The following is a 24,517-nucleotide window of genomic DNA, read 5'->3' on the forward strand; positions in this document are numbered from 1 at the left end:
TTAGTGTTTAGTAGTTCTTAAAATTGATATTGTAGATTAATTTAAAATGATAGTTCCTTGTAGGTTTCGGAACTTTATAGAAATCATAAACTTCGTTGTCTAATAAATTATTTACGATAAAAGAAGCTGTCCAAGTCTTCTGCGGAAAAATATAAGTGATTCCAGTATTTATAATTTGTTGTGTAGGAACATACACATCTGGATTTCGAATACTAGATTTCGTTACTGGAATCACAGCATATTCGTCAACGTAATTATGGTAAATGAATGCTTTAAATGTATCGTCTTCTTGGAATAAACTTGGATAAGAAAAGATCAATTCCGTGTTTGTAAAAAACTGTGGAATGTTCGGAACTTGTGTTCCAATAAAATCATCTTGATTTTCATACGAACTTCTGAATTCTGAACTTTGATAAGTTACGTTCGTATTCAGCGTAAAATATTTTAAGAATTTTACGGTCAATTCTGTTTCAAAACCTTTATTTCTTACTTTTTCAACATTTTCATAATGTGCAGGAATATTAGGATTTAGACGAATCAATTCTTTTTGTTGTCTTAAAAATCCTCCTACTTTTAAAATATAAGACGTTTTGATATCTTGTTTTGATTTTAAAATAAAACCTAAGTTTAAGTTTTCACTTCTTTCAGGAACAAGCGCAGTATTTGGAGAAATAATAATTCCATCTCCAAAATATTCGTAGAAATCCGGAATTCTAAGAGCATCTTCATAAGAACCACGAATTAAAAACTTATCCGAAAATTTGTATCTGAAACTTCCATTCCAACCAAAATTTTCGTCTGTTACCTTAATTTCTTGTTGATTTTCATTTTCTAAACCAACCAATTCATTATAAAAATACTTTCCTGCAACACTTAAATCTAATTTTTCAATTGGCTTAAAAGTATATTGAGCTCCCAAAATATTTTTCAATAATTTCTCATTGTCATTATTTTGAGCAGGATTTAAATGATTTTCGATTTTCCTTCTCTGAAAAGCAACAAAATTATTCAGTGTAAATTGGTGTTTTTCATTGTCAGAATTGAAATCAAAATTTGTACGATTTACATAACTATCGATTGTCTGATCTTGGTTACTTCCTCCTGTGCTTAACTCTCCAGGTTGAATATTATATCCAATGATTTTACCTGACCAACTATAAATTGCACGAGCAGTATCCACTAATTTTAGATTTTGCTGATTTACATTAAAATGTGTTTTAGCTTCAATTCTGTCCGTTATTTTTTTCTCATATTTCAAATTTACACCATAGTTTTGACCTTCATAAAAAGCAGCACCAATTGCTTTAGATTCTACTTGAACACCATTCTGAATTTGCTTATCTAAATTTGTAAAATTGAAAGAAATACTAGCTTTATCCGCCCATTTTTTATTAATTGTTCCAACTTCTAAAGAGTTGATTAAATAGCGATAACGATCGTGAAAACGTTTTACTTTTTCTTTTTTATTCGATTCTAATACAACTGTTTCAAACTCAAAATCATTATCTGAATAACTCCAGTTTGTAAAGAATTTGATATAATTATCTTTTTTACTGAACAAAGCAAAATCCAAATTAGCTATATTCGTATTGAAAGATCCATACGAATATGAAGCTGTTAAATAACTTTTTTTCTTTTGACTTGTGATGATATTTACTCCACCACCAAGTGCATCCGTTCCTACAGAAACTGGAAGAACTCCTTTGTAAATGTCAATTCTTTTGATGTTTGAAAGCGGAATATTTGAAATATTCAATCTTGGATATAAATATTCTAATGGAATTCCATCAATGTATTTTCTGATTGCATTTCCTTTCAATCCATTAATCGAAATTTCACTACGATCTCCTAAAGAACCCGAATTTCTAATCTGAACTCCTGAGTTTTTATTTAAAACATCTTTTATTTCTATAGATTTTGTCAAAACATTTTGCACATCTACACTTGCAATATTTAATGCTTTTTGACTTTGACCTCTTGCTGTTTTTTCTCCTTTGATGGTAATTTCACTCAGATTTTCCGTTTCTGTCTTCATCGAAAAATTTTTCTGAACATTTCCTTGAATTTTGATACTTAAAACAGTTTTTTTATAACCAATAGAGCTAATTTCTACCATATAATTTCCAAAAGGAATATTCTCTATTTTATAAATTCCATTTTCATCCGAAGTTGCATAATATTTTGTGTTTTGAAGTACAATTGTAGCAAATGCAATCGGAGATTTCTTCTCATCATATATTTTTCCATAAAGTGCTCCTTTATTTACTTGAGCTATTGATAATAAAGGAATTAAAAATATAATTAGTAGTAGTTTTTTCACTTTTTCTTGATTTATGATGCGACAAAAATAGTATTTTTCTTATATTATTTATAATTAGTTTAAATAAATATAATATTTTTGTTTCACCAAAAGTGAAGTCATGTATATTTTACCAATTTTTATAGGAAATATTTTTTTATACAGTAAATCAAAATATTTTCCAGAAAATTTTACAAAAAATTATCATATATCTAAAAAATATAACACTCCCTTAAACATCCTGTCTTTAATCTCTTTCTATATTTCGTTCGATTTACTTAGAAAAGAATTTGATGTTTTAAGTGCCGTGATGATTTTTATTTTCTCAGCCTTATGCACTTACGCATTACTAGTTACATTGTTGAAAATTGATCGAAAATTCATCTATCTATTTTTAGCGATTTTTTTAGGAATAATAAGTTTTAATATTTTTTAAGATGCCTGCACAAACAAAATATTTATCAGACAAAACAAATCGATTTTTGAAAATTTCGGCTGGAGTTGTTGGTGGATACTTTTTGAGTATTTGTTTCCATCTGATTATTGGACTAATTATTACTAACAAAAGTATTCTGGTTATGACCTCGGCATACAGTGCGTTTCTACTTTGGGTTGCATTTTTAGTTTTTGCATTTTTAATCCGAAAAGGAAAACACGTTTGGCTAATTTATAGCATCTCAATTCTTATTCTATCGTTTATCATCTACTTACTAAAATGAAATTAAAAAGCCTATCGAAAAGATCTTATAACATACTTTTTCACACTCATACAGTTTCCGGAATTGTAATCAGTTTCGCACTTTTTATCATATTTTTTGCTGGTTCTTTTTCTTTGTTTAAAGACGAAATTTATACTTGGGAAAACCCTGAAGCAAGATTTGAAATACCAAAAGAAATTGATTTTCCACAAATTTTAGATGCTGTAGAAAAAGAATATCCAAGTGTGGATTTGAACAAAGAATTCACATTGAGCTACCCAACAAAAAAATATCCTTTTGTTTATTTTTATGGAAAATCTGAAGAGAATGAAGGAATTTATGCTGGAGTTCATCCAATTTCTTATGAAATTACAGATCATGATAAAGCCAAAACTACTGTAGCAGAAACTATCTACGAACTACATTATTTTGATCAAATTCCAACTTTAGGATTATACCTTTCAGGATTTGTTGCATTCTTCTTTTTGTTTGCAACGATTACAGGAATTTGTATTCATTGGAAGAACATCTTAGCAAAGTTCAGTGATTTTTCTACCAAAGGAAAATTAAAACAAGTTTGGACAAAGTCACACACCGTTTTAGGAGTTATTGGAATTCCTTTTCAAATTATTTACGCAACAACAGGAGCTGTTTTTGGTTTGTTGAATTTGTTGTTACTTCCAAGCGCACTTGTACTGTTTGATGGGAAAACGGAACCAATTTTTGAAAATATTGAACCAGAACATAGTATTGTTTTAAACGAAGAAGCAAAAGAAATGGATTATTCTGGGAAGATTCTTCCGATTTTAAATTCAGTTCAAAATGAGTATAAAGATTTCGAAGTTCGAAAAATAAACTTGCATCATTATAAAAAAGAGGACGGATTTATTACAGTAACTTTAGATGATCATGAAGGAATAGTTGGAGATGGAAATATTACAAAATCCTTGAAAACAGAAGAAGTTTTGACATCTATAATTCCTTATGAAAAAGAATATAGTCAAGCAGTTTATAATTCAATTATCAAACTTCACTTTGCAAATTATGGTGGGTTTTTTCTAAAAATTATCTATTTCATTCTTGCAATTATGACTTGTGTTGTGATTAGTTCTGGAGTTTTAATTTGGCAAAAAGCAAGACAAAACAACCGATATACGGAAGCACAACAAGTTTTTCATAAGAAAGTAACAAAATCATATTTAACAATCACTTCTTCTTTACTTCCTGCGATTGCCATTCTATTTTTAGCAAACAAATTTGTGCCTTTTACATTAGAAGGAAGAACTTTTATCGTTAACAGTATCTTCTTCGGAGGTTGGTTGCTTCTTTCACTTTTAGCTTATTTTGAAAAGCAAGAAAAGATATTTTCAAACCGATTAATGTTGACAGCAATCTTCGCTTTATTAATTCCCATTGCCAATGGAATAATTACTGGAGACTGGATCTGGACAGCATTTTCTAAAGGATTAATCTTTGTAGCAAGTGTAGATTTATTTTGGATCTTTTTATTTGGAGTTATTTTACTAATTTTGAAGCTGAAAAGAACAAAGTAAATTTTTTTACTTTATATTTTTATTACTACTAATTAATTCGAAAGTCTGTCAGAGTATTTTGACAGACTTTTTTATTTCATTAATTTTTTAATTCTAGGGGAAATACAAAATGCTAAAATTCCAATTAATATTACTATAAGCCCGGAAGCAGCAAAAACAGAAACAAATCGATATAAGTTTCGAAAATGTTGGTTTGCAAAATCTGTATGAGAAATTCCTGTTACAAATTCTAAAAATGTATTGAAAATAGAATCTGCTTCTCTTGGGCGTACTCTAGTTATTAATTGTGCCATTTTTCCTGCAAAAAAATGACCGAAAAAGGATGCTGAAAACCAAACCCCAATAATAAATGTCGTCATTTTTGCTGGAGATAAAGCTTCCATTTTAGAAAGTCCGATTGGCGAAACAAATAATTCACCAGTTGTAAGAAAGAAGTACCCTACGAATACGAAAATCATCGGAACGTTTGCATTCGTATCTGCAAAATGTCCAGACATTCCCATGATTAAAAAACCGATTCCAAGTGAAATAATTCCGATACTAAATTTAACAGCAGCATTTGGGTTTTTCTTTGTTTTGTTTAAATAAGTCCAAAGCCAAGAAAAAGGCAAGGCAAGTAACATGATAAACCCTGCATTGATACTATTTGTTTGTGCTGCATTAATTCCAATTAAATTGACATGTTTGTGAGCAAAAATGGTTAAAGAACTTCCTATTTGATAAAACAGCGTCCAAAAAACAACAGCAGATATGACAAAATAAAAAACAGCACCTAATCGTTTTTTTTCTGGTTTGGTAATTTTTCTAGAAAGTAAAAACATGATTGCAACAATTAAAAAGAAAACAATTGCAACTAAATATTTTTGATAATGATGAAAAACGATCACGAGCCCAAGAATAGGAACAACTAATAATGAAAAGATGTTAACAAGAACTCCTTGCTTTATCCCAAATCTTTTTTGATTAAAAACACTTTTTTGTGGAATTTTTCCTTTGTCTTGAAAAACGCCTTTTTTCAAACCTCGAAGAAACATTAATAATCCTATCAACATTGTAATTCCTGCAACAAAAAATCCATATTGCCAACCATATGAAATCGCTAGCCAGGCACAAATTAAAGGTCCTAAAGCTCCACCAACATTGATTCCTAAATAAAAAATAGTAAATGCAGATTCTCGTTTTTTATCATGTACAGAATAGAGAGAACCTGTAAGAGAAGACATATTTGGTTTAAAAAAACCAATTCCAACAGTGATAATTGCTAATGCCGTATAGAAGAAAAAAGGAGTTTGAATTATTAAAAGAAAATAACCGATACTCATCAAAATTCCACCTAAAATAATGGCTCTTCGTAATCCTATAATTTTATCTGCGATTATTCCTCCAAAAAGTGGAGTGACATATGCTAAACTCATATATGCTGCAAAAATTCCGAAAGCATTTCGGTCTGTCATGATTAATTTTTGTGTCATATAAAGTACCAAAAGAGCTCGCAGACCATAAAAAGCAAAACGCTCCCATAGTTCTGAAGTAAATAAATAAAGTAGTCCTTTTGGATGTTCAGAATAGAATTTCAAAGTTTTATTTTTTTGTCATAAATAGTTTATTTAAGTTACTGAATATCTCTGTGAAATAAATGTGAAAAACATTTTAAAACAAAAAAAACCTGATAGAACTAATTCCTATCAGGCTTTAAATATATAAGATTGTAAATTATATTTTATACTAAATCATTCGCAACTAAATATTCTGCGATTTGTATTGCGTTGGTAGCAGCTCCTTTTCTTAAATTATCAGAAACAATCCACATGTTAACTGTATTTTCTTGAGAATAATCACGACGAATTCTTCCTACAAATACTTCGTTTTTACCTTCTGCATAAATTGGCATTGGGTATGTGTTTGTATCAATATTATCTTGAACAACAATTCCGTCTGTGTCGTTTAACATCTTACGAATATCTGATTCAGAAAAATCGTTTTCAAACTCGATGTTTACACTTTCACTATGTCCTCCAACAACTGGAATTCTTACTGCTGTAGCAGTAATTTTTAAACTATCATCACCTAAAATTTTCTTAGGCTCTCTTGTTAGTTTTAATTCCTCTTTTGTATATCCGTTATCTTCGAAAACATCACAATGTGGAATGGCATTTTTGTGAATTGGATAATGGTAAGCCATATCTCCTTGCTTGTTTTCATATTCATTTTCTAATTGTTGTACAGCTTTTACACCAGTTCCAGTAATAGATTGGTAAGTAGAAACAATTACTCTTTTGATTCTATATTTTTTATGAAGTGGAGCTAAAGTCATTACCAATTGAATTGTAGAACAATTTGGGTTTGCAATGATTTTATCTTCTTTTGTCAATTCATTTGCATTGATTTCTGGAACCACTAATTTATGATCAGGATGCATTCTCCAAGCAGAAGAATTATCAATTACAGTAATTCCTGCTTCTGCAAATTTTGGAGCCCACTCTAAAGAAGTTCCTCCACCAGCTGAAAAAATTGCAATCTCTGGTTTTAAAGAAATAGCTTGTTGCATTCCTACAATCTTATAGGAATTTCCCTTAAAACTAATTTCTTTTCCGATAGATCTTTCGGAAGCAACAGGGATTAACTCAGTAATAGGAAAGTTTCTTTCCTCTAAAACTTTTAACATAACGCTACCTACCATTCCAGTAGCGCCAACTACAGCTATTTTCATTTTTATTAGTTATTATATTGTATAATTTTTTGCAAATTTTCGGAATTAATTGATTAATTCCTAATCATCTATCGCAAATGTACAAAAAAGAACACCTTGTGCTATTTTTTATTTAAATTTATATTTTAACAGTTATAAATAACAAATTGTATTATATGAAACAATTAAAATAAAACCATGTAAATATAACTTTCTTCTCCAATTTCGTATTGATTTTTAACTTAACTTTAATAGAATCGAATGTGAATCAAACACTTATAGAGTTATGAGAAAATTTATACTATTTATAATTATATCAATTTTTACTTTTCAAGTAAATGCACAAAGAGTAAGTTTAGAGTTAAACTTAGAGAAAGGAAAAATATATTATCAAAAATCTGTTAATACAACAGAAGTTGACCAAAAAGTTCAGGGAATGGACATAAATGTGAAGGTCAAAACAAGTTCTACTATCGGTTTTAAAGTAATGGATTTAAAAAATGATAAGTATTTAATGAACTGTGAATATGTTAGTATCATTTCAGAAATCGAGGCTCCACAAGGGAAGAAGACTGTAGATTCTGAAAATTTAGTCCCAAATGATCCAACTTCTAAGTTTTATAATTTGTTGAAAAATGAAGAATTTCAAATAGAAATTTCAAAACACGGAAGAATTATTTCAGTTAAAAATCTAAATGGACTTGTTGATCGAATTTTTAAAAAAGGAGAATTTTCAGAATTTGATAGAAATACTTTAAAGCAAAGTTTTGATGAAAATTTTGGTGAAGAACAGATCAAAAGTAATATGGAATTAAATCTAAAAATTTATCCAGAAAGCAAGGTGAAAGTAGGGGATACTTGGGAAAGAAATATTACCCAAGTTTCAAATACTGAGATTGGAATGCAGAATAGTTATGAATTTATAAGTTCTTCTAAAACGGAGAATAAAATAGGAGTAAAAGGAACTTTAAAGTCAGATGCAAATGGTTCTTTTTTCCTTTCTAATGGTGTTTATGTCAAGCCTCAAATAGAAGGAAACTACGATGCTACTATTATTTTGGATGCTAAAACAGGATGGATAAAAAAGTTAACATCTACACAGCATTTGAAAGGAGAAACAAAAGTGAAATATACACAAGAAGGCGAAGTGGCGATGGAGATTCCGTTGATTATTCTTACGTCTATTGAGATTACAGATTAAATAATCAAAAGGTATAATTAAAAAGGAGGTATTGAAAAATACCTCCTTTTTAGTTTATTTTAAATATCAGTAATTATAGTTTCTGTAGTGGTTTTCATAGGAACTTTCATTTCAACTGGTCCTTCTGGGGTCGTTTTTATTTCTGTATTCCCGTCTAATTCTTGAATGATAGTAGATTTTATAATCCAACCTGTTTTTGCATCAATAGAGATTATAGATTTTATTGTTCCAGAAAGATTAGGTTTTGCATAAAATCCATTTGTAGGAATAAAATCAGCATTAGGGTCTGTTTTCATAGTTCCATTTCCTTCAATTGTATAAGTTTTTTTCTTATCAATTTCTGTAAGTGTATATTTTGAATTTACATGAACATTGGTATTTGTAATTATTTCATAATCGAATTCCCAAGTATCTCCAATCTTATTTTTATTATTTCCAGGAAATATTTTTGTAATTATTTCCATACTTCCTCTTAGTTTTTTTTCGTTGAATGAAGCTTCAAAAATCTGTTTTAATTGTGCAGCTTCTAAATTACTAAAATCTCCTTTTTTGAAAGTTCGATCAAAAAGTGAATCTAGGTTTTCGAAAGAAATGACTTTACCTTTTTTTGAAATCGTAACTAAAAATGATTCAGTTTTTAATAGCCTATAGAATTTAGAGGTAGGATCAAGAGCTGATTCATCTTCTGAAGATAATGTCACCGAATTTCCAGGCATATTTACAGATGTTGCTATTTTTTCAATAGTACATTTTGTTAAATATCCGTTTTCTAGTTCTTCTAAAACTAAAAATGAAGATAGACTTTGGATATTCATTTTAACATCAACATCAACACCATTTACATTTTGATGAACTAATGATTCAATATTTGAGTTTTGTAGATATGTTTCTCCTTTTTTTAAGTTTAATTCAAGTTTCACTTTTTGTGAAAAAACAGAAAATGAACTTAATAAAATAACTAATAGTATAGCTTTTTTCATGATAAATAAATTGATTTTTTGCAAAGGTATCGTTTTAATAAAATAAAAAAGCCAATTCCGTAAAGAATTGACTTTTATGAGTTTTTATGTATGTTTTCTCTAAATATTGAAATAAGCACTTAAAATAAAATTTCGTCCAGGAGAACTAATTCCTGAAGCAAATTCTTTATAGTGAATGTCGAATATATTTTCAACATTTAATTGTAAATCGATATTTTTTGTTAGACCATATTTAGAATAAAAATTAAAAGTCATCCAACTTGGGGAACCATAATATTTATCAATATCTTCCTCTGCATTTTCATTTATAACAGGTGTCTGTTCAACATTATCAATACCTTCTATTAAATTATAATCCGACACATTTTTCTTTGCATTAAATCTACAATTTAAAGAAGTATCAAGTTTTCCATTATTATATCCAAAACCAACATTTCCGAACAAAGGAGGAATAGATGATAAAGGCGTATCTGTATCATATGTTTTTCCTTTTGTATAGGTTAAAGAAGCATTTGTGTTCCAGTTTCCTTTTATAATTCCTTTTACAGTTAAAGTTCCACCAGCAATAAAAGCAGATCCTTTATTTACATTTGCATAAGTAACCACTTCTTCATCATCATATAAAATAGTTGGAGAATCATTTAAAGAAAAATCTTCACGAGTGATATAATCATCTAATAACGTATAATAAACATTTGCTCCAATAACGATATTTTTCTTGTTCAAATATTTTAAAATTCCGATTTCTCCAGTATAAGCATACTCTGGTTTTAAGTGAATATTTGGAACACTTACTCTTCCTGATTTTTCACGAATTTTACCAATATCATCCACATTTGGCGAACGGAAACCAGAAGAAAGTCTACTATTAAACTGTATATTTTCAAAAGGTTTGTAAACATATCCAACTGTTGCAGTAACAGCAGCATTATTTAATGTAATATCGTTATCTGGAAGTTGGATATAAGTATCATCCTCCCATTTTGCAGAAAGACTTGTTCCTGTAAAACGAACTCCCATATTTAAGGTTGATTTTTTATTGTAATCTTTTCTATAGTCTAAGTAAACTGCAGCAGTAGAATAAGTACTTCCTCCATCTGGGTATCTAGATTGAACAACGAAATTATCTCCATATCCTATAATTGAATTTCCAGCAACATCTAAAGTTCTTCCGTAAGAATCTGAGCCAACATCGTTATGTGTTACTTCAAATCCGTATGCTAAATTTTGCTTCTTTGAATTAAAAAGGGGTAAAAAGAAATCTCCATTTAAACTAAAAACATCTACATTTTCATCTCTATAAGCTCGTTTTAGACTAGAAAATTTTCGTTGGACTCTTGATTCATTAATATTTTGATATGCAAGTGTGATAGTTCCACTTTTCATGTATTCTTTTTCAGGAGTAATTTCGAATTGTAATGCTGTTAAGAATCTTTCTTGTGGTCCATAATACCATTCTGCAAACTTTAATTCTCCTTTTGAATATTCCGCTAGTTTATCAAATCTTGGAATATCAGAAGATTTAGAATATTGGAAATTTACGGTAACATTTGTTCTTTCAGAAAAAGGAATAAAGATTTTTTGAATGAAATCTGTTTGAGAATATCCTGTGTTTTTCTGAATATGAGAATCATTGTTTAATGATGGATTTTCGGTATAATAAGTATCCGTATTTTGAGAATAATCTTTTACAAGTCCCCAATCATCAAAATCATGGTTTCTATTTTTCCCCATTCTTAAATCTCCGAATTTACTATGTGTGAAACTTGTAAATGTTGCAAATTTTTTATGTTGTAATTCTAGGTTAAAGTGATTTGTAAATTCCTCATTCACGCTACCAAATCTCGAAAAAACACCTGCTTTGTATTTGAATTTATTATCAGATGTTCTAGGTTTTTTTGTGTAATAATGGACAACACCACCAAGTGCATCTGAACCATAAAGTACAGAAGATGGCCCGAATAAAATTTCCGTTCTTTCTAAAACAGAAGGGGCGATAGTGATAGAATTTTGAAGATGTCCTGTTCTGTAAATAGCATTATTCATTCGAATTCCATCTACAACCAATAAAACTCTATTTGCTTCCAATCCACGAATTACAGGACTTCCACCACCAAATTGAGATTTTTGAACCTTTACACCCGGTAGTTTATCTAATAAATCTGCTGAAGATTGTGGAGTTAATTTCTCTATTTCAAATCTTGTAGCAATTACAACTTGCTCAGCAACTTCATCACGACTTAATTTTCCTCTAGAAGCAGAAAGTATAATTTCGTTTAATTGTTCTGATTTTTTATGAAGATATATTGCAGGATTATGAAGATTGATATCTTTTTTTATAATTTGAAATTCATCATAGTTGATATGATTAAAAAACAGCGTGTCTTGCTCTTGAAATTCAGTAATATCAGCATATCCTTTATCATTAGTATAGACATATTTTTTTCCATCGAAATTATAGATATCTACATGAGAAATAGGGGATAATGTTCCTGATTCATATACCCTAATTTTTTGTGCAAAAACAGTGAATTGTATAAAAAAAAGAAACAATAATAATTTTTGATTCATTGGAAAATCGATTTTAATATATCTAGAGATTTGGGTTTTTTAAAATTTGCAATATGTAATTCATAGAATCTTAACAATAAATCTAGTAGATTTTGTCTTTCAATGTTTGTAAAATATTGCATTGAAATCCCATCAAATTTTATGCCTTCCAACTGTTTAAAAATTGTTAAATTTTCACCTTCAATACATTCAAAATCAAATTGATTTGTAAATCGTCCTTCTTTTAAATCAAAATAATTTGCATTTTTTTCGCTTAAATCTGGAAAAAAGCCTAAAAATCTGGTTAATTTAAACAGGAATAAAATATGAAAATTAGCAACTTTATCTTGAGTGTCAAACCATTTCAAACTATGTTCTATATACTCAAATAGTTCTTTATGTTCTGATTCTTCTTTTAGAGACATTTGCAAAACTTCCGACAAAAATAAAATAATTGTTTGCTTTACAATACTGATATAGATATTTTTATAATGATAGACATCCGTAACTTCCTTAATAAAATTCATATCTCCTTTTTTTGAAGGATTTGTTACGATATTAAGAATTGTTAAAGGTTGAAAGTAGGCTGCTTTGATTTTTCCTTTTTTGTTACTCAGAACTCCTTTTAAAAGGTAAGTCTGATTACCAAATTGTTCTGTATAACATTTGACAATCAGACTTGTGTCTTTATATTTTATAGCTTGAAGAACTATTGCTTTTGTTTTGGAACTCATGTGCCTAATTTACAATCGCAATTTTAGTCATTTGTGTTTCACTACGGTCTTCTGTAGTTAGTAATACAATATAGATTCCAGAAGCAACTTTTCTACCAGCAAGGTTTCTTTTATTCCATACAATTTTACCTCCGGTTGTAGATTCTCCTTCATCTGCATTTGCTTCGAACACAAGATTACCAGCAACATCTAATATTTTTACATTTGTTCCTTTTGGTAAATGTGTTCCATATCTACCATCAATTGTTACTTCATTATGTTCTTTTGTAGCAGGATTTGGGTAGGCATATACTTCTTCTAAACCATCCGAAAAAGGTACTACATTACTATTATAAGCTACAAGACCTTTATCTGTTAAGAAATAAACTTTACCATTTATATTATCAATTTTTACTTTTAAAATAGTATTAGAAGGAAGTGGTGAATTATCTTTTGTGAAAATATTTAAAGTTTCTTCACCCGAAGAATTTGTATTGATAACTCCACTGTTTCTAGTTCCAAACCATTTATTATCGGATCCATCAATTGCAATAGAATTAATAACTTGTTCACCTAAAAGTTTCTTTGGAATACCATCATCTAAAATAATAACAGGTTCTGCAGCATATTGATTTACATTTACTACGTTTGGAGCATTTCTATAAACTACCAAACCTAATTTTGTTCCAATCCACATTGTGTTGTCAGAATCAATAGCAATAGTTCTTACGTTTTCACTAGGTAAGTTTCCTTTAGAAGAATTCAGAGAGAATCTTTTTGTAATATTATCATTAGGATTATATGCAACTAAACCTAAATTATTTGTTCCAACCCAGATAGTATTAGTTTCATCAATTACCATTTCATTGATCCCATAATTTGTATTAAGAGTAGGAACTTCATAGCTTGTCCATTCTCCATCAACAGAATATTTATGAATATTCCTAACATTCCAAGAGTTTGAAACCCATAAATTACCATCTCTATCAAAACTTTTTCCATCAATTCTTATTTCTCTGTAATTTGTCGTTAATGATTCTAAAGTCGAATTAGTTTCATTCCAAACTTGAATAGGCTCATCATTTTCAGTAACTAATATTCCTTCTCCCCAAGAACTGTAATAAGCAATTTCTGGATTTTCTGGACTAATTGTTATACTTACTAAATCAGTCATTTTTAAATTTTCATCATAAGGAATATTATTCCAAGTCTCTCCATCAAAATGGCTATATCCTGCTCTTTTCTCTTCTGGAGTATAAATTTGATTATATCCACCATATACTGCCCAAATATTATGATTTTGAGATTCTAATGAAAATATTTTATTTGAAGAAGGTCCATCAGGATGAATTTTAAGCATATTTACGAAAGAATAAATAGAAGAATTTAAAATTCCTTTACTATCAGTTGCTACATAAAATTTATTTTCATAAGTATATGAATTATTAACTCTGAATTTTAAACCATTGATTCCTGTTCCTACACCTGAAAGAGTATTATAATTTGAGTCAAGTACATTCATCCCAAATTCAAAAGATACAACCAATTGTTCAGTGTTAGAAGTAAGATTAATAATATCATTACTTCTAGTAGATTTTAAAACCAACACATCATTTTCTATTTTAAATATTTGTTTTCCAATTCCAACGTTAATATTGTTTTGAAAAACAGCAATAGCGTTTATTTCAGAACTAGATATTTTTTCCCAATTATTAGAATCAATTAAGAATTCACTCGTAACATCAGCTTTAAATAAACCATCAGAAGTTGCTGCATAAATATCATTATCTAAAATTACTGTTTTAACTACTTTTGTTTCCGTGGAGTTTGTATTGATGAAAAAAGTAGATCCAAACTCTAATTTTTCTAGATTATATTCTACAATTCCAAAAGAAGTAGAAATAAATAATCTATTTTCATATTGAGTAATGTGGTTGATACTTTTATCTCCGATAAAGTTGAAGTTGACAATATCTTTTGCAATATGAATTTTACGGTCTTTTTCTATAATTTCTAACAAACCATTATCATGTCCAAGAACAATTCTTTCAATATCTTCGTCATAAAAAATAGAAGTAATAATATCTCCAGAAAGACCTTGAACAGTAGAAATTGTTTCATATGTTTTTTCGTCTTCATTATAAATGAACAAAGCATTATCTGATATAGCGTAAATTGTTCGATCTACTTTTACAAAATCTTTTACATTATTGTATGAATAAAATGCTTCCCATTTTTCGCTGTAATCTACTTGAGCATAGGAATTAAAAAAAGTGGTTAATAGAATTAAGAATAAAATTTTTTTCATTTTTAAGTGTATGGATTTTGTTCAAATATATCTATAATTAACGTAAAGAAGAAAAGTATTATTTTAGTAATTGAAAAATCTTTAAAATGCAGGAAATAGAACGAAAATTTTTAGTCAAAAACGATGATTTTAAAAAAGAAGCTTTTGATAAAAAATATATAAAACAAGCTTTTTTAAATTCAGATAAAAACAGAACTGTACGAGTTCGTGTTAAAGATGAAGAAGCCTTTTTGACAATCAAAGGAATTTCTAACCAAGAAGGAACTACAAGGTTTGAGTGGGAAAAAGAAATCTCTGTAGAAGAAGCAACATCTTTATTTCATCTTTGTGAAAAAGGAGAAATTGAAAAATATCGATTTTTAATAAAATCCGGAAAACATACTTTTGAAGTAGATGAGTTTTTAGGAGAAAACGAAGGATTGTTGATTGCAGAAGTCGAATTAGAATCTGAAAATGAAACTTTCGAAAAACCTGATTGGTTAGGAAAAGAAGTTACTGGAGATATAAAATATTATAATTCTTGTATCAGTAAAAATCCATATAAGAATTGGTAAAAGAAAAAACCGAAGTAAAAAGTTACTTCGGTTTTGTTTTATGCAGCAGATTTTGCCAAATTTTCGTTTAAAACTGTTGTTTGTTGTTTTTCCATGTCTAAACCTTTTTTCAGAATTACTCCTAAAAGAACAGAAACAAAAAGTAAAATAGACATCAGATACCAGTTTGCTTCAAAACCATAATTTTCTACCATAAAAGTTCCAAGCTTACCACTGATAATATGTGCAAAAGAAAAAGCCATTGTATACATTGCCATATATTTTCCTTCTTTTCCTTTTGTAGCTCTGTCCATTGCGATTTTGTTTGTAAAAGGGAATGAAAACATTTCGCCAAACGTAATCAGAATCATCGAAATTACTAGAATCAATAACGCATGACCAAAATTGAAAAATAAGAAACTAAATAACATCATCGCAAGACTAAAAATTGTCATTTTCACTTTTGAAATCAATTTCTTCTCGATATAATGAATCAAAGGCATTTCTAGAATAAAAATCAATAATCCGTTCATCGACATAAAAAGTCCAATTTCCCATTCTTCTAATTGGTACTCATTTCTATAATAAAGTGGAAGAATTGAAAACATTTGTAAAAAAGATACAGCCATTAAAAATACCATCAACATTAAAACTGCAAAAATTAGAATGTTTCTTGTATTGTCTTTCTTTGTTTTAGGTACAAAAGTATCTTCGTCTAAATTTTCTTTTGCTAAAGAATTCGGACGTTTTTTAGGATTCAATTTTGTAAACAATAAAGAAACCGCAAGAATACAAGTAATTCCGTCTACCCAGAATAATCCGTTATAATCTAAAGCTGCAATAATAATTCCGCCTAAGAAAGGTCCGAATGAAAAACCAAGATTAATTGCTAAACGAATCAGCGTCAAAGATCGAGTTGTATTTTCTGGTTTACTATAAGATTTCATGGATACAAACATCGCCGGACGGAAAGTATCTGCTATCACCATTGTAAAAAATATTCCTATACAGAAACCTATGAAGGTATCAATATATTGAAGTATTAAAAAAGAAATACCTGTTAAGAATAAACTTCCTACCATGACTTTATAATAACCAATCCTGTCGGTAAGCTTTCCACCAATAAAAGATCCAGCTAAGGATCCAAATCCGAAAACGACCATGACTGTTCCCACTTGTGATAGTGAAAACCTCAAATCTTCTTGAAGGTAAAGCGTAAGAAATGGAAGAACCATTGTTCCAGCTCGATTGATAAAAGTAATAAGTGCTAACCACCAAATTTCTTTTGATAGCCCTTTGTACGTTGCAGCATAATTATTTGCGCCATTTCGTACTGCTTTTGATAAGGAAGTAAATAATAACATTTCTCCATATTTTTAATTTAATTCAACAAAAAAAGGCCCAGCAATCAAATTGCTGGGCCCTATACCTTAAAAATCTAAATAGAATATATCTTTAATTTATACACACAGCATACCTATACAGTTGTCTCTTCTTTGAGACCTGTTTGAAAATGGTACACGTATATGTATTAAATTTTGTCATTTTTGTTTATTTCTGTTGCAAAGATATTTCAAATATTTTAAAATCATAGATTTCTTCATACGAAAAAAGCATACGAACATAAATTTAATCTATAATTAACAAAATTTTGATATTCAGTGATTTATAAAAACTTTTGTTTATAAAAAGTAAAACTTCTTTTTTTATTATTTATTAAAAAACAAACCTGAATTTGATGTGAGTTTGGAAAAGGAGAATTAAAAGCATAAAAACATTCTTTTCCTTCTAGGTTTTCAAAAGATTTTCCATTAATAGAAATTATTTGCATTTCTGGTTCTATTCCAAATTCTTCTGCCATGGAATTTTGAATTACCGCAGCGACTTTTAATTTATCATCTTCTATTTTAGTGAAAAAACCGAAACTTGTAACTGAATCATAATCATATCTCGATTTTACAGCCAAATGAATTTTATTTGTTTTCCAATCAAAATAAACAATATAATTATCCAGAAACTCATTCCCGATAGTTCTTGCCGTATTTTTCTGAAAACTTATAATTTGATTTTTAAAAGAAAGATCACCAAAAGTTAGCTTGTTTATATTACTCCAAACCTGTACTTCATTTTTTCCTCTACCATAAACCCCAGCAGAAGCAGAACCATATAATTGTATGTCTTGTGTTTTGTTTAAAATCTCAGGATAATCTTTTTCTTCAAAATCAAAAGCTCCGTTAGAACCAGTATCTACAGAGACGTTTTTAATTTTTTTTCCATCAATTTTTACTTCTACTTTTGGTGTCAATTGGTTTTTTTGAGGTTTAAAATTTAAAGTAAAAGCACTTTCAGGAACAAAAAACTCTTGACTACTCACAGTAATCATTTGATCTTGGAAATCTAATTTCCAATAAGCTTTTCCCATCAAATTCGCACCGATTATTCCATCAATCTTCAAACAGGAAATTTCAAAAGTTTTTTGAATATCAGAAATCACTGCTCCAATATCTGTAAAATGAACTTCACCTATTTTGATGTTGGGTATTTGAATGAATTTTTCTTTTTCTTTATTTCCTTGAGAATCGAAAACTCTTTGTTTGACAATAGAATTATATTTCAATTTTTTAGCAACGGAAACATCTAAAACTGTTGGAGCTCCAGTATCGAACAAAAAGCGGTAGGTTTGATTTTCTATTTCGACTTCTATTATCGGGACGCCATAACTATAATCAAAAGGTATTTCTTGTCTAAAATCGGAGTTATTTACTTTTCCTCCATGTAGTAATTTGCGAGTTTTTTGGCTGCAAGCATACAATAGGCTTAGGCACAAAATGAATAAAACATACTTCCACTTCATCTGTAAAATTTTTGGGGTAAACTTAAATTTTGGTAGAGTAATTTTTATTCTTTTTAATCTTACTTAAAGTTAGTAAAAACCAAAAAACGATTTCGCTAGATAAACAAGATTTAACGTATTTTTGTAATTCAAAATGAATGTATGAAGAATCGAATTTTTGATATAAAAACAGAAGAAGAATTTAATAATGCTGCACTGGATGTCTTCCGATTTCAGGTGAAAAATAATGAAGTCTACGGAAGGTTTGTAAAATATTTAGGTATAAACCCAGAGGAAATAAAAGAAATTGAAAAGATTCCTTTTTTACCAATTCAGTTTTTTAAAACCGAAAAAATACTTTCTACAACAGATACTGTAAAACAAATATTTTTGAGTAGTGGAACTACAGGAAGTGTGCAAAGTCAGCATTTGGTTACAGATTTAGGTTTGTACGAACAGAGTTATCTGAAAGCTTTCGAACAGTTTTATGGTAATATTGAAGATTATACGGTTTTAGCTCTTTTACCTTCTTATTTGGAAAGAGAAGGTTCTTCTTTGATTTATATGGTTAATGATTTGATAAATAAATCTAAAAATTCGAAAAGCGGATTTTATCTTCATAACTTAGAGGAATTAAAGAATACATTAAATGAATTAGACATTTCTGGTGAGAAAGTTCTTTTGATTGGAGTTTCTTTCGCATTGTTGGATTTAATCGAAGAATACAATTTTCAATTAAAGAATACGATCGTGATGGAGACAGGAGGAATGAAAGGTAAACGAAAAGAAATGATCCGTACAGAACTTCATGAAGTTTTGAAAAAAGGATTTGGACTATCGGAAATTCACTCGGAGTATGGGATGACAGAATTATTAAGTCAAGCATATTCTAAAGGACATGGTATTTTTGAAACGCCTTCTTGGATGAAAATTTTGATTCGAAATACAGAAGACCCTTTTGAGATTTTTCCATTAAAAAAAGCAGGAGGAATCAATGTGATTGATTTGGCAAATATCAATTCTTGTTCTTTTATTGCTACGCAAGATCTAGGGAAAAAAATGGATGCTAATTTATTCGAGATTCTTGGAAGGTTTGACAATTCAGATATTAGAGGTTGTAATTTATTAATTCAATAAAGTATGAAAACGAAAGTATTATTATTAGTGTTTTTTCTTTTTGCAACTTTTTCTTTTGCACAAAGAGCTGGTCAAGGTTATGTAATATATAAGGACAGTACGAAAACTTATGGTTATGTTCGATTAAAAGGAAATAAAGTTATTTTTAAAAACACAGCAAAAGGGAAAACTAGAAAGCTTAATTATAAAGATCTTTTAGGAGTGACTTTTAACCCAAATGGAAAGGAGTTACAATATGATTATGTAAAAATTACTAGTAGAAGAAAACCACAATTGCTAAGAAAGATAATAAGTGGAGAGATTAGTTTGTATGAGAAGACGACTACGCAATTTTTAGGAGATTTTCAATCGCAATCCAATCCAAATCCTAACCAAAAAACTTCGGTTTCTTATATAGAATACTACATTAAGAAAAAAGATGCGCTTCAAGGACATCCGTATGTGGTGAAGAATTTTGATATGTTTGATCAGAATTTTACGCAGATAGTGAATAGATATTTTTCAGATTGCCCAGATTTGATTTTAAAAGTAGAAGCAGGAGAATATCGTATTGAAGATTATCAGAGAGTAGTAGAGTTCTATAATAAAAATTGTTTGTATTAAAATTTAATGGAAGAAAACTTCTTTGAAAGGGTATACAAAGTTGCTCGACAGATTCCATACGGAAGAGTTACCAGTTATGGTGCCATAGCAAAATATTTGGGAGCTCCTCGTTCGGCAAGAATGGTTGGTTATGCAATGAATGCTTCTCACGAAATGGAAGATATTCCGGCACACAGAGTTTTAAATAGAAAAGGAATATTGACAGGAAAGCATCATTTTGATGGGACAAATCTAATGCAGCAACTTTTAGAAAATGAAGGAATAGAAGTAAAAGATTTACAAGTAACAAAGTTTCAAGAATTATTTTGGGATCCAGTGGTAGAGTTAGCATAACACAGAATTATATGCTATTTCGATAGAACTCACTATCTTTGTGGTAATTTTTTACAAGTCACAATATTATATATAAATGAGCATTCAGAAAAACGATATAAAAAAAGCATTAGAAACTATTACAGCACCAGGAGAAGGTAAAAGCTTAATAGAGAGTAATGCAGTGAAAAACATTGTAATCTTCGATACAGAAGTTGTTGTTGATGTAACAATTTCAAATCCAAGTTTACAAGCAAAAAAGAAAGTTGAAGCTGAAATTAAAAAAGCAGTACAACAAATCACAGAAACTCCATTAACAATAAAAGTAAATGTTTCTGTTGAGGTTCCACAAAAAGAAACTGAAATCAAAGGAAAAGAAATTCCTGGAATCAAAAACATCATTGCTGTAGCTTCAGGAAAAGGTGGTGTAGGAAAATCTACAATCACAAGTAACTTGGCTGTAACTTTATCTAAGATGGGATTCTCTGTAGGAATTTTAGATGCAGATGTTTACGGACCTTCAACGCATATTATGTTTGATGTTGAAAGAGAAAAGCCAATTTCTGTAAATGTTGATGGACGTTCTAAAATGAAACCAATCGAGAGTTACGGAATTAAGATTCTTTCTTTAGGTTTCTTTACAAATCCTGATCAAGCAGTAATTTGGAGAGGACCAATGGCTTCAAAAGCATTAAACCAAATGATTTTTGATGCAGCTTGGGGAGAATTAGATTTCTTATTAATCGATTTACCTCCAGGAACAGGAGATGTACATTTATCAATCGTACAAGCATTACCAATCACTGGATCTGTAATCGTAAGTACGCCACAAAACATTGCTTTAGCAGATGCTAAAAAAGGAGTTGCAATGTTCCAGCAAGAGTCAATCAACGTTCCTGTTTTAGGAATTATTGAAAATATGAGTTACTTCACTCCTGCAGAATTACCAGATAATAAATATTATATTTTCGGACAAAGCGGAGCGAAAAACTTAGCAGAAGATTTAAATACAGCTTTCTTAGGAGAAGTTCCTTTAGTACAAAGTATTCGTGAAGGTGGTGATGTAGGACACCCCGTTGCGTTACAAGAAAACACTCCATTAGAGAAAGCATTCTCAGAAATTACAAAGAATGTAGTTTCAGAATTATTAAAAAGAAATAAAAACTTACCTCCAACAGAAGTTGTTAGAATTACTACGATGAGTGGATGTAGCACAAAATAGAAAACATGGAAACATCAAATGAATTAAGAACAAATGTAGAAAAAGCGTTAGAAGAAATTCGTCCATTTTTAATTACGGATGGAGGAAACATTTCGCTAATTTCTATTGAAGATAATATTGTAAAAGTTAAGTTAGAGGGAGCTTGTACAAATTGTTCAGTAAATCAAATGACTTTAAAAAATGGAGTAGAAGCTACTATTAAACGTTATGCTCCAGAAATTAAAGAAGTTGTTGAGGTTCGATAAACAATTGTACTGATAAAAATCATTTATCAACAAAGAAAGTATCCCTACTTTTAGCCCCAAGTTATGAGCATGAAAGAACACAATATAGATAAGGCTACTATTCTCTTTGCAGGAGATTCTGGAGATGGTATGCAATTAACAGGAGGACAATTCTCTAATACGACAGCACATCAAGGAACAGACTTGAGTACTTTCCCTGATTTCCCTGCCGAGATTAGAGCTCCGAGAGGAACAGTTGCAGGAGTATCTGGATTCCAAATTAATTTTGGAAGTGTAGATATTCACTCACCAGGAGATTTATGCGATGTTTTAGTTGCAATGAATGCAGCAGCATTAGTAAAGAATGGAAGTAAACTGAAGAAGAATGGAATTTTAATTGCGAATACTTCAGGGTTTGATTCTAAAAACTTAAAGCTTGCAAAATGTGAGGAAAATCCAATTCATGATGCTGCTTATAAAGACAAGCAGATTTTTGAGATTGATGTAACAAAACTTACAAAAGAAGCTTTAAAAGGATCTGGTTTATCATCCAAAGAAGTAGAACGAAGCAAGAATATGTTTGTGCTTGGTTTTATTTATTGGCTTTATAATCGTGAAATCTCATATTCAATTGAATTTTTAGAACATAAATTTGCAAATAAACCAGAAATTGCAAAAGCGAATATCACTGTTTTAAAAGCAGGATATCACTATGGAGACACAAATGGAGTCTTTACAGAAAGATTTACCGTTTCTCCAGCAAAAATGGATGCAGGTTTATACAGAAATATTACTGGAAATCATGCTACGGCAATCGGTCTAGTTGCTGCTTCTAAGAAAGCAAATCTAGATTTATTCTATGGTGGTTATCCAATTACACCAGCTTCGGATGTATTACATTATCTTTCTTCTTATAAGAATTATGGTGTCAAAACTTTCCAAGCAGAAGATGAAATTGCAGGAATTGCTTCTGCAATCGGAGCTTCTTATGGTGGAAATCTTGGAACAACTGCTACTTCTGGACCAGGAATGGCTCTAAAAGGAGAAGCTTTAGGTTTAGCATTGATGTTGGAAATTCCACTTGTAATTGTAAACGTACAACGTGGAGGACCAAGTACAGGTTTACCAACAAAAACAGAACAATCAGATTTAAACCAAGCATTATATGGACGAAACGGAGATGCTCCAATTCCTGTAATTGCAGCAAAATCACCTTCAGATTGTTTCTACATGGCTTACGAAGCTTCAAGAATTGCATTGGAGCACATGACACCAGTGATTCTTTTAACAGATGGTTTCATCGCAAACGGATCAGAACCTTGGAAGTTTCCAAAGGAAGATGATTTAGGTGAAATTGAAGTAAAAGGAGTTTCAGAAGAATCTATTGTGAATGGACAACATCAACCTTATTTGAGAGATGAAAACTTAGTAAGAGAATGGGCAATCCCAGGAACGAAAGGTTATGAAAATAGAGTTGGTGGTTTAGAAAAGGAAGATAAAACAGGAAATGTTTCTTATAACGGAGAGAATCATCAAGTGATGACTAAGATTCGTGCAGAGAAAGTTGCAAAAATTGCTGATTTTATCCCAGAACAAACTATTGATAATGGAAAAGAATCAGGAAAAGTATTAATCATGAGTTGGGGTAGTACTTATGGTAGTATCAAAACTGCAATGGAAGAAATGTTGGCAGAAGGAATGGATGTTTCGCACACACATTTACAATACATTTTCCCTTTCCCAAAGAATTTAGGAGATCTTTTATCTAAATATGATAAAATTCTAGTTCCAGAATTGAACAATGGTCAATTGGTAAATGTACTTAGAAGTACTTTCGCTATTGATGCAATTCCTTTCAATAAAATTAAAGGAGTTCCGTTCTACACAAATGAGATTGTAAACAAGGTTAGAGAACTATTATAATTAATTTTATAAATATGAGGAAAAATGCTATCTCAAATAAAGAGATAGCATTTTTTATATAAAGTCAATAACTTATCATATTCCCTTTCTTGTGAAACTAACTATACATGTTTTACAGATTAAATAATTCCTACATAAAATTTCAAACAGATAATACCTTTATTATATATAATTAAAATTCGGGCGTTCCCCTCCGTCAAAACTCCGGGTCGGGCTTTCCGTTTTTAGTTTTGTTCTTCAAAAAAAGAATTTCTAGGTCATCCGTGGGCTTCCGTTGGTCGCCTCCGTTTCCCAAGAACTTCTAATTTTTGAAAAATAAAAGCTAATCACTCCAATCCCTAACGCAAAAAACAAATACATTATAGTGGTACTACCCACTATATATAATAAGTACATAATCCAAAATATAGTTCATCGGTGGCTGAGCGAAGCCGAAACAAAAAAACTCCCCTCCTTTAAAAGGAGGGGCAGGGGGTGGTTAAATTTTTCCACACCCAACCCACTGAAAACCAAACTCTCTCCAAAAACAATCAAAAATAAATGCAAAAACTTTTCAAAAAGGCTTGCAGGAACGAATAATTCACGTACATTTGCATCCGCTAAAACAAACAAAGGTAACGGCGTTTGTAGCAGCAAAAAGTTCTAAAACAAGGTTGAAAAAATAATTTTTAAAAAAGTTTTGAAAAAGACTTGTCAGAATAAAAAAAGTTATTACATTTGCAACCGCTAAAACGGAAAG

19 protein-coding genes are annotated in these 24,517 nt (G+C 29.9%); 10 read left to right on the forward strand and 9 right to left on the reverse strand.

Going from position 1 to position 24,517, the window contains the following annotated elements:
- Positions 1–7: 7 nt before the first annotated feature.
- Positions 8–2,320: a TonB-dependent receptor gene (locus tag I0K12_RS08900; RefSeq protein WP_196887212.1), complete on the reverse strand. Its 2,313-nt coding sequence runs from the start codon at positions 2,318–2,320 to the stop codon at positions 8–10.
- A 416-nt stretch (positions 2,321–2,736) separates the two neighbouring features.
- On the opposite strand from I0K12_RS08900, the gene I0K12_RS08905 reads away from it, so the two are divergent.
- Both I0K12_RS08905 and I0K12_RS08910 read left to right on the forward strand, forming a co-directional pair.
- Positions 2,737–3,018 (forward strand): hypothetical protein, encoded by a 282-nt coding sequence (locus tag I0K12_RS08905; protein ID WP_196887214.1) that lies wholly within the window; start codon positions 2,737–2,739, stop codon positions 3,016–3,018.
- The gene (locus tag I0K12_RS08910) at positions 3,015–4,550 is read left to right on the forward strand and encodes a PepSY-associated TM helix domain-containing protein (protein ID WP_196887216.1); all 1,536 of its coding nucleotides are present in this window, start codon (positions 3,015–3,017) and stop codon (positions 4,548–4,550) included. Before I0K12_RS08905 ends, I0K12_RS08910 begins: the two co-directional genes overlap by 4 nt.
- 71 nt (positions 4,551–4,621) lie before the next feature.
- Here I0K12_RS08910 and I0K12_RS08915 read toward each other — a convergent pair whose 3' ends face one another.
- Together I0K12_RS08915 and I0K12_RS08920 are read right to left on the reverse strand one after the other, a co-directional pair.
- The gene (locus I0K12_RS08915; protein ID WP_196887218.1) at positions 4,622–6,127 is read right to left on the reverse strand and encodes a peptide MFS transporter; all 1,506 of its coding nucleotides are present in this window, start codon (positions 6,125–6,127) and stop codon (positions 4,622–4,624) included.
- A gap of 143 nt (positions 6,128–6,270) precedes the next feature.
- Complete coding sequence (locus I0K12_RS08920; RefSeq protein ID WP_196887226.1) at positions 6,271–7,260, reverse strand: aspartate-semialdehyde dehydrogenase; 990 nt, start codon at positions 7,258–7,260, stop codon at positions 6,271–6,273.
- Positions 7,261–7,525: 265 nt separating this feature from the next.
- Between I0K12_RS08920 and I0K12_RS08925 the strand changes: the two genes are divergently transcribed.
- The gene (locus tag I0K12_RS08925; protein ID WP_196887228.1) at positions 7,526–8,440 is read left to right on the forward strand and encodes a DUF6263 family protein; all 915 of its coding nucleotides are present in this window, start codon (positions 7,526–7,528) and stop codon (positions 8,438–8,440) included.
- A 59-nt stretch (positions 8,441–8,499) separates the two neighbouring features.
- Here the strand turns inward: I0K12_RS08925 and I0K12_RS08930 are convergent, their stop codons facing one another.
- From I0K12_RS08930 to I0K12_RS08945, 4 genes are all read right to left on the reverse strand, one after another.
- Entirely contained in the window at positions 8,500–9,420 is a 921-nt protein-coding gene (locus I0K12_RS08930; protein WP_196887230.1) for a DUF6263 family protein, read from the reverse strand.
- A 99-nt stretch (positions 9,421–9,519) separates the two neighbouring features.
- Positions 9,520–11,991, reverse strand: coding sequence for a TonB-dependent receptor plug domain-containing protein (locus I0K12_RS08935; protein ID WP_196887232.1), 2,472 nt, complete (start codon positions 11,989–11,991; stop codon positions 9,520–9,522).
- Complete coding sequence (gene recO, locus I0K12_RS08940) at positions 11,988–12,704, reverse strand: DNA repair protein RecO (protein ID WP_196887234.1); 717 nt, start codon at positions 12,702–12,704, stop codon at positions 11,988–11,990. Before recO ends, I0K12_RS08935 begins: the two co-directional genes overlap by 4 nt.
- Positions 12,705–12,708: 4 nt before the next feature.
- Positions 12,709–14,991 (reverse strand): two-component regulator propeller domain-containing protein, encoded by a 2,283-nt coding sequence (locus I0K12_RS08945; protein WP_196887236.1) that lies wholly within the window; start codon positions 14,989–14,991, stop codon positions 12,709–12,711.
- 86 nt (positions 14,992–15,077) lie between these two features.
- On the opposite strand from I0K12_RS08945, the gene I0K12_RS08950 reads away from it, so the two are divergent.
- Positions 15,078–15,545 carry a CYTH domain-containing protein gene (locus I0K12_RS08950; RefSeq protein WP_196887238.1) on the forward strand — a complete coding sequence of 156 codons (468 nt, stop codon included), beginning with the start codon at positions 15,078–15,080 and terminating at the stop codon, positions 15,543–15,545.
- Positions 15,546–15,583: 38 nt separating this feature from the next.
- Here I0K12_RS08950 and I0K12_RS08955 read toward each other — a convergent pair whose 3' ends face one another.
- Positions 15,584–16,888 (reverse strand): MDR family MFS transporter, encoded by a 1,305-nt coding sequence (locus I0K12_RS08955; RefSeq protein ID WP_196887239.1) that lies wholly within the window; start codon positions 16,886–16,888, stop codon positions 15,584–15,586.
- Positions 16,889–17,190: 302 nt separating this feature from the next.
- Positions 17,191–18,378 carry a retropepsin-like aspartic protease gene (locus I0K12_RS08960; RefSeq protein ID WP_196887241.1) on the reverse strand — a complete coding sequence of 396 codons (1,188 nt, stop codon included), beginning with the start codon at positions 18,376–18,378 and terminating at the stop codon, positions 17,191–17,193.
- A 141-nt stretch (positions 18,379–18,519) separates the two neighbouring features.
- On the opposite strand from I0K12_RS08960, the gene I0K12_RS08965 reads away from it, so the two are divergent.
- The 6 genes from I0K12_RS08965 (at position 18,520) to I0K12_RS08990 (ending at position 23,778) form a co-directional block, all read left to right on the forward strand.
- Entirely contained in the window at positions 18,520–19,494 is a 975-nt protein-coding gene (locus tag I0K12_RS08965) for an acyl transferase (protein ID WP_196887243.1), read from the forward strand.
- A 3-nt stretch (positions 19,495–19,497) separates the two neighbouring features.
- Complete coding sequence (locus I0K12_RS08970; RefSeq protein ID WP_196887245.1) at positions 19,498–20,097, forward strand: hypothetical protein; 600 nt, start codon at positions 19,498–19,500, stop codon at positions 20,095–20,097.
- Positions 20,098–20,103: 6 nt separating this feature from the next.
- A complete protein-coding gene (locus tag I0K12_RS08975) occupies positions 20,104–20,430 on the forward strand; it encodes an MGMT family protein (RefSeq protein ID WP_196887248.1) in 327 nt (108 codons plus the stop codon).
- 76 nt (positions 20,431–20,506) lie between these two features.
- Positions 20,507–21,631, forward strand: coding sequence for an Mrp/NBP35 family ATP-binding protein (locus I0K12_RS08980; protein ID WP_196887250.1), 1,125 nt, complete (start codon positions 20,507–20,509; stop codon positions 21,629–21,631).
- Positions 21,632–21,636: 5 nt separating this feature from the next.
- The gene (locus I0K12_RS08985; RefSeq protein ID WP_196887251.1) at positions 21,637–21,876 is read left to right on the forward strand and encodes a NifU family protein; all 240 of its coding nucleotides are present in this window, start codon (positions 21,637–21,639) and stop codon (positions 21,874–21,876) included.
- 69 nt (positions 21,877–21,945) lie between these two features.
- On the forward strand, positions 21,946–23,778 hold the full coding sequence (locus I0K12_RS08990) for a 2-oxoacid:acceptor oxidoreductase subunit alpha (RefSeq protein WP_196887252.1): 1,833 nt from the start codon (positions 21,946–21,948) through the stop codon (positions 23,776–23,778).
- Positions 23,779–24,517 lie beyond the last annotated feature (739 nt).

It is taken from the genome of Aureivirga sp. CE67 (assembly GCF_015767245.1).
GTDB lineage: Bacteria > Bacteroidota > Bacteroidia > Flavobacteriales > Flavobacteriaceae > Aureivirga.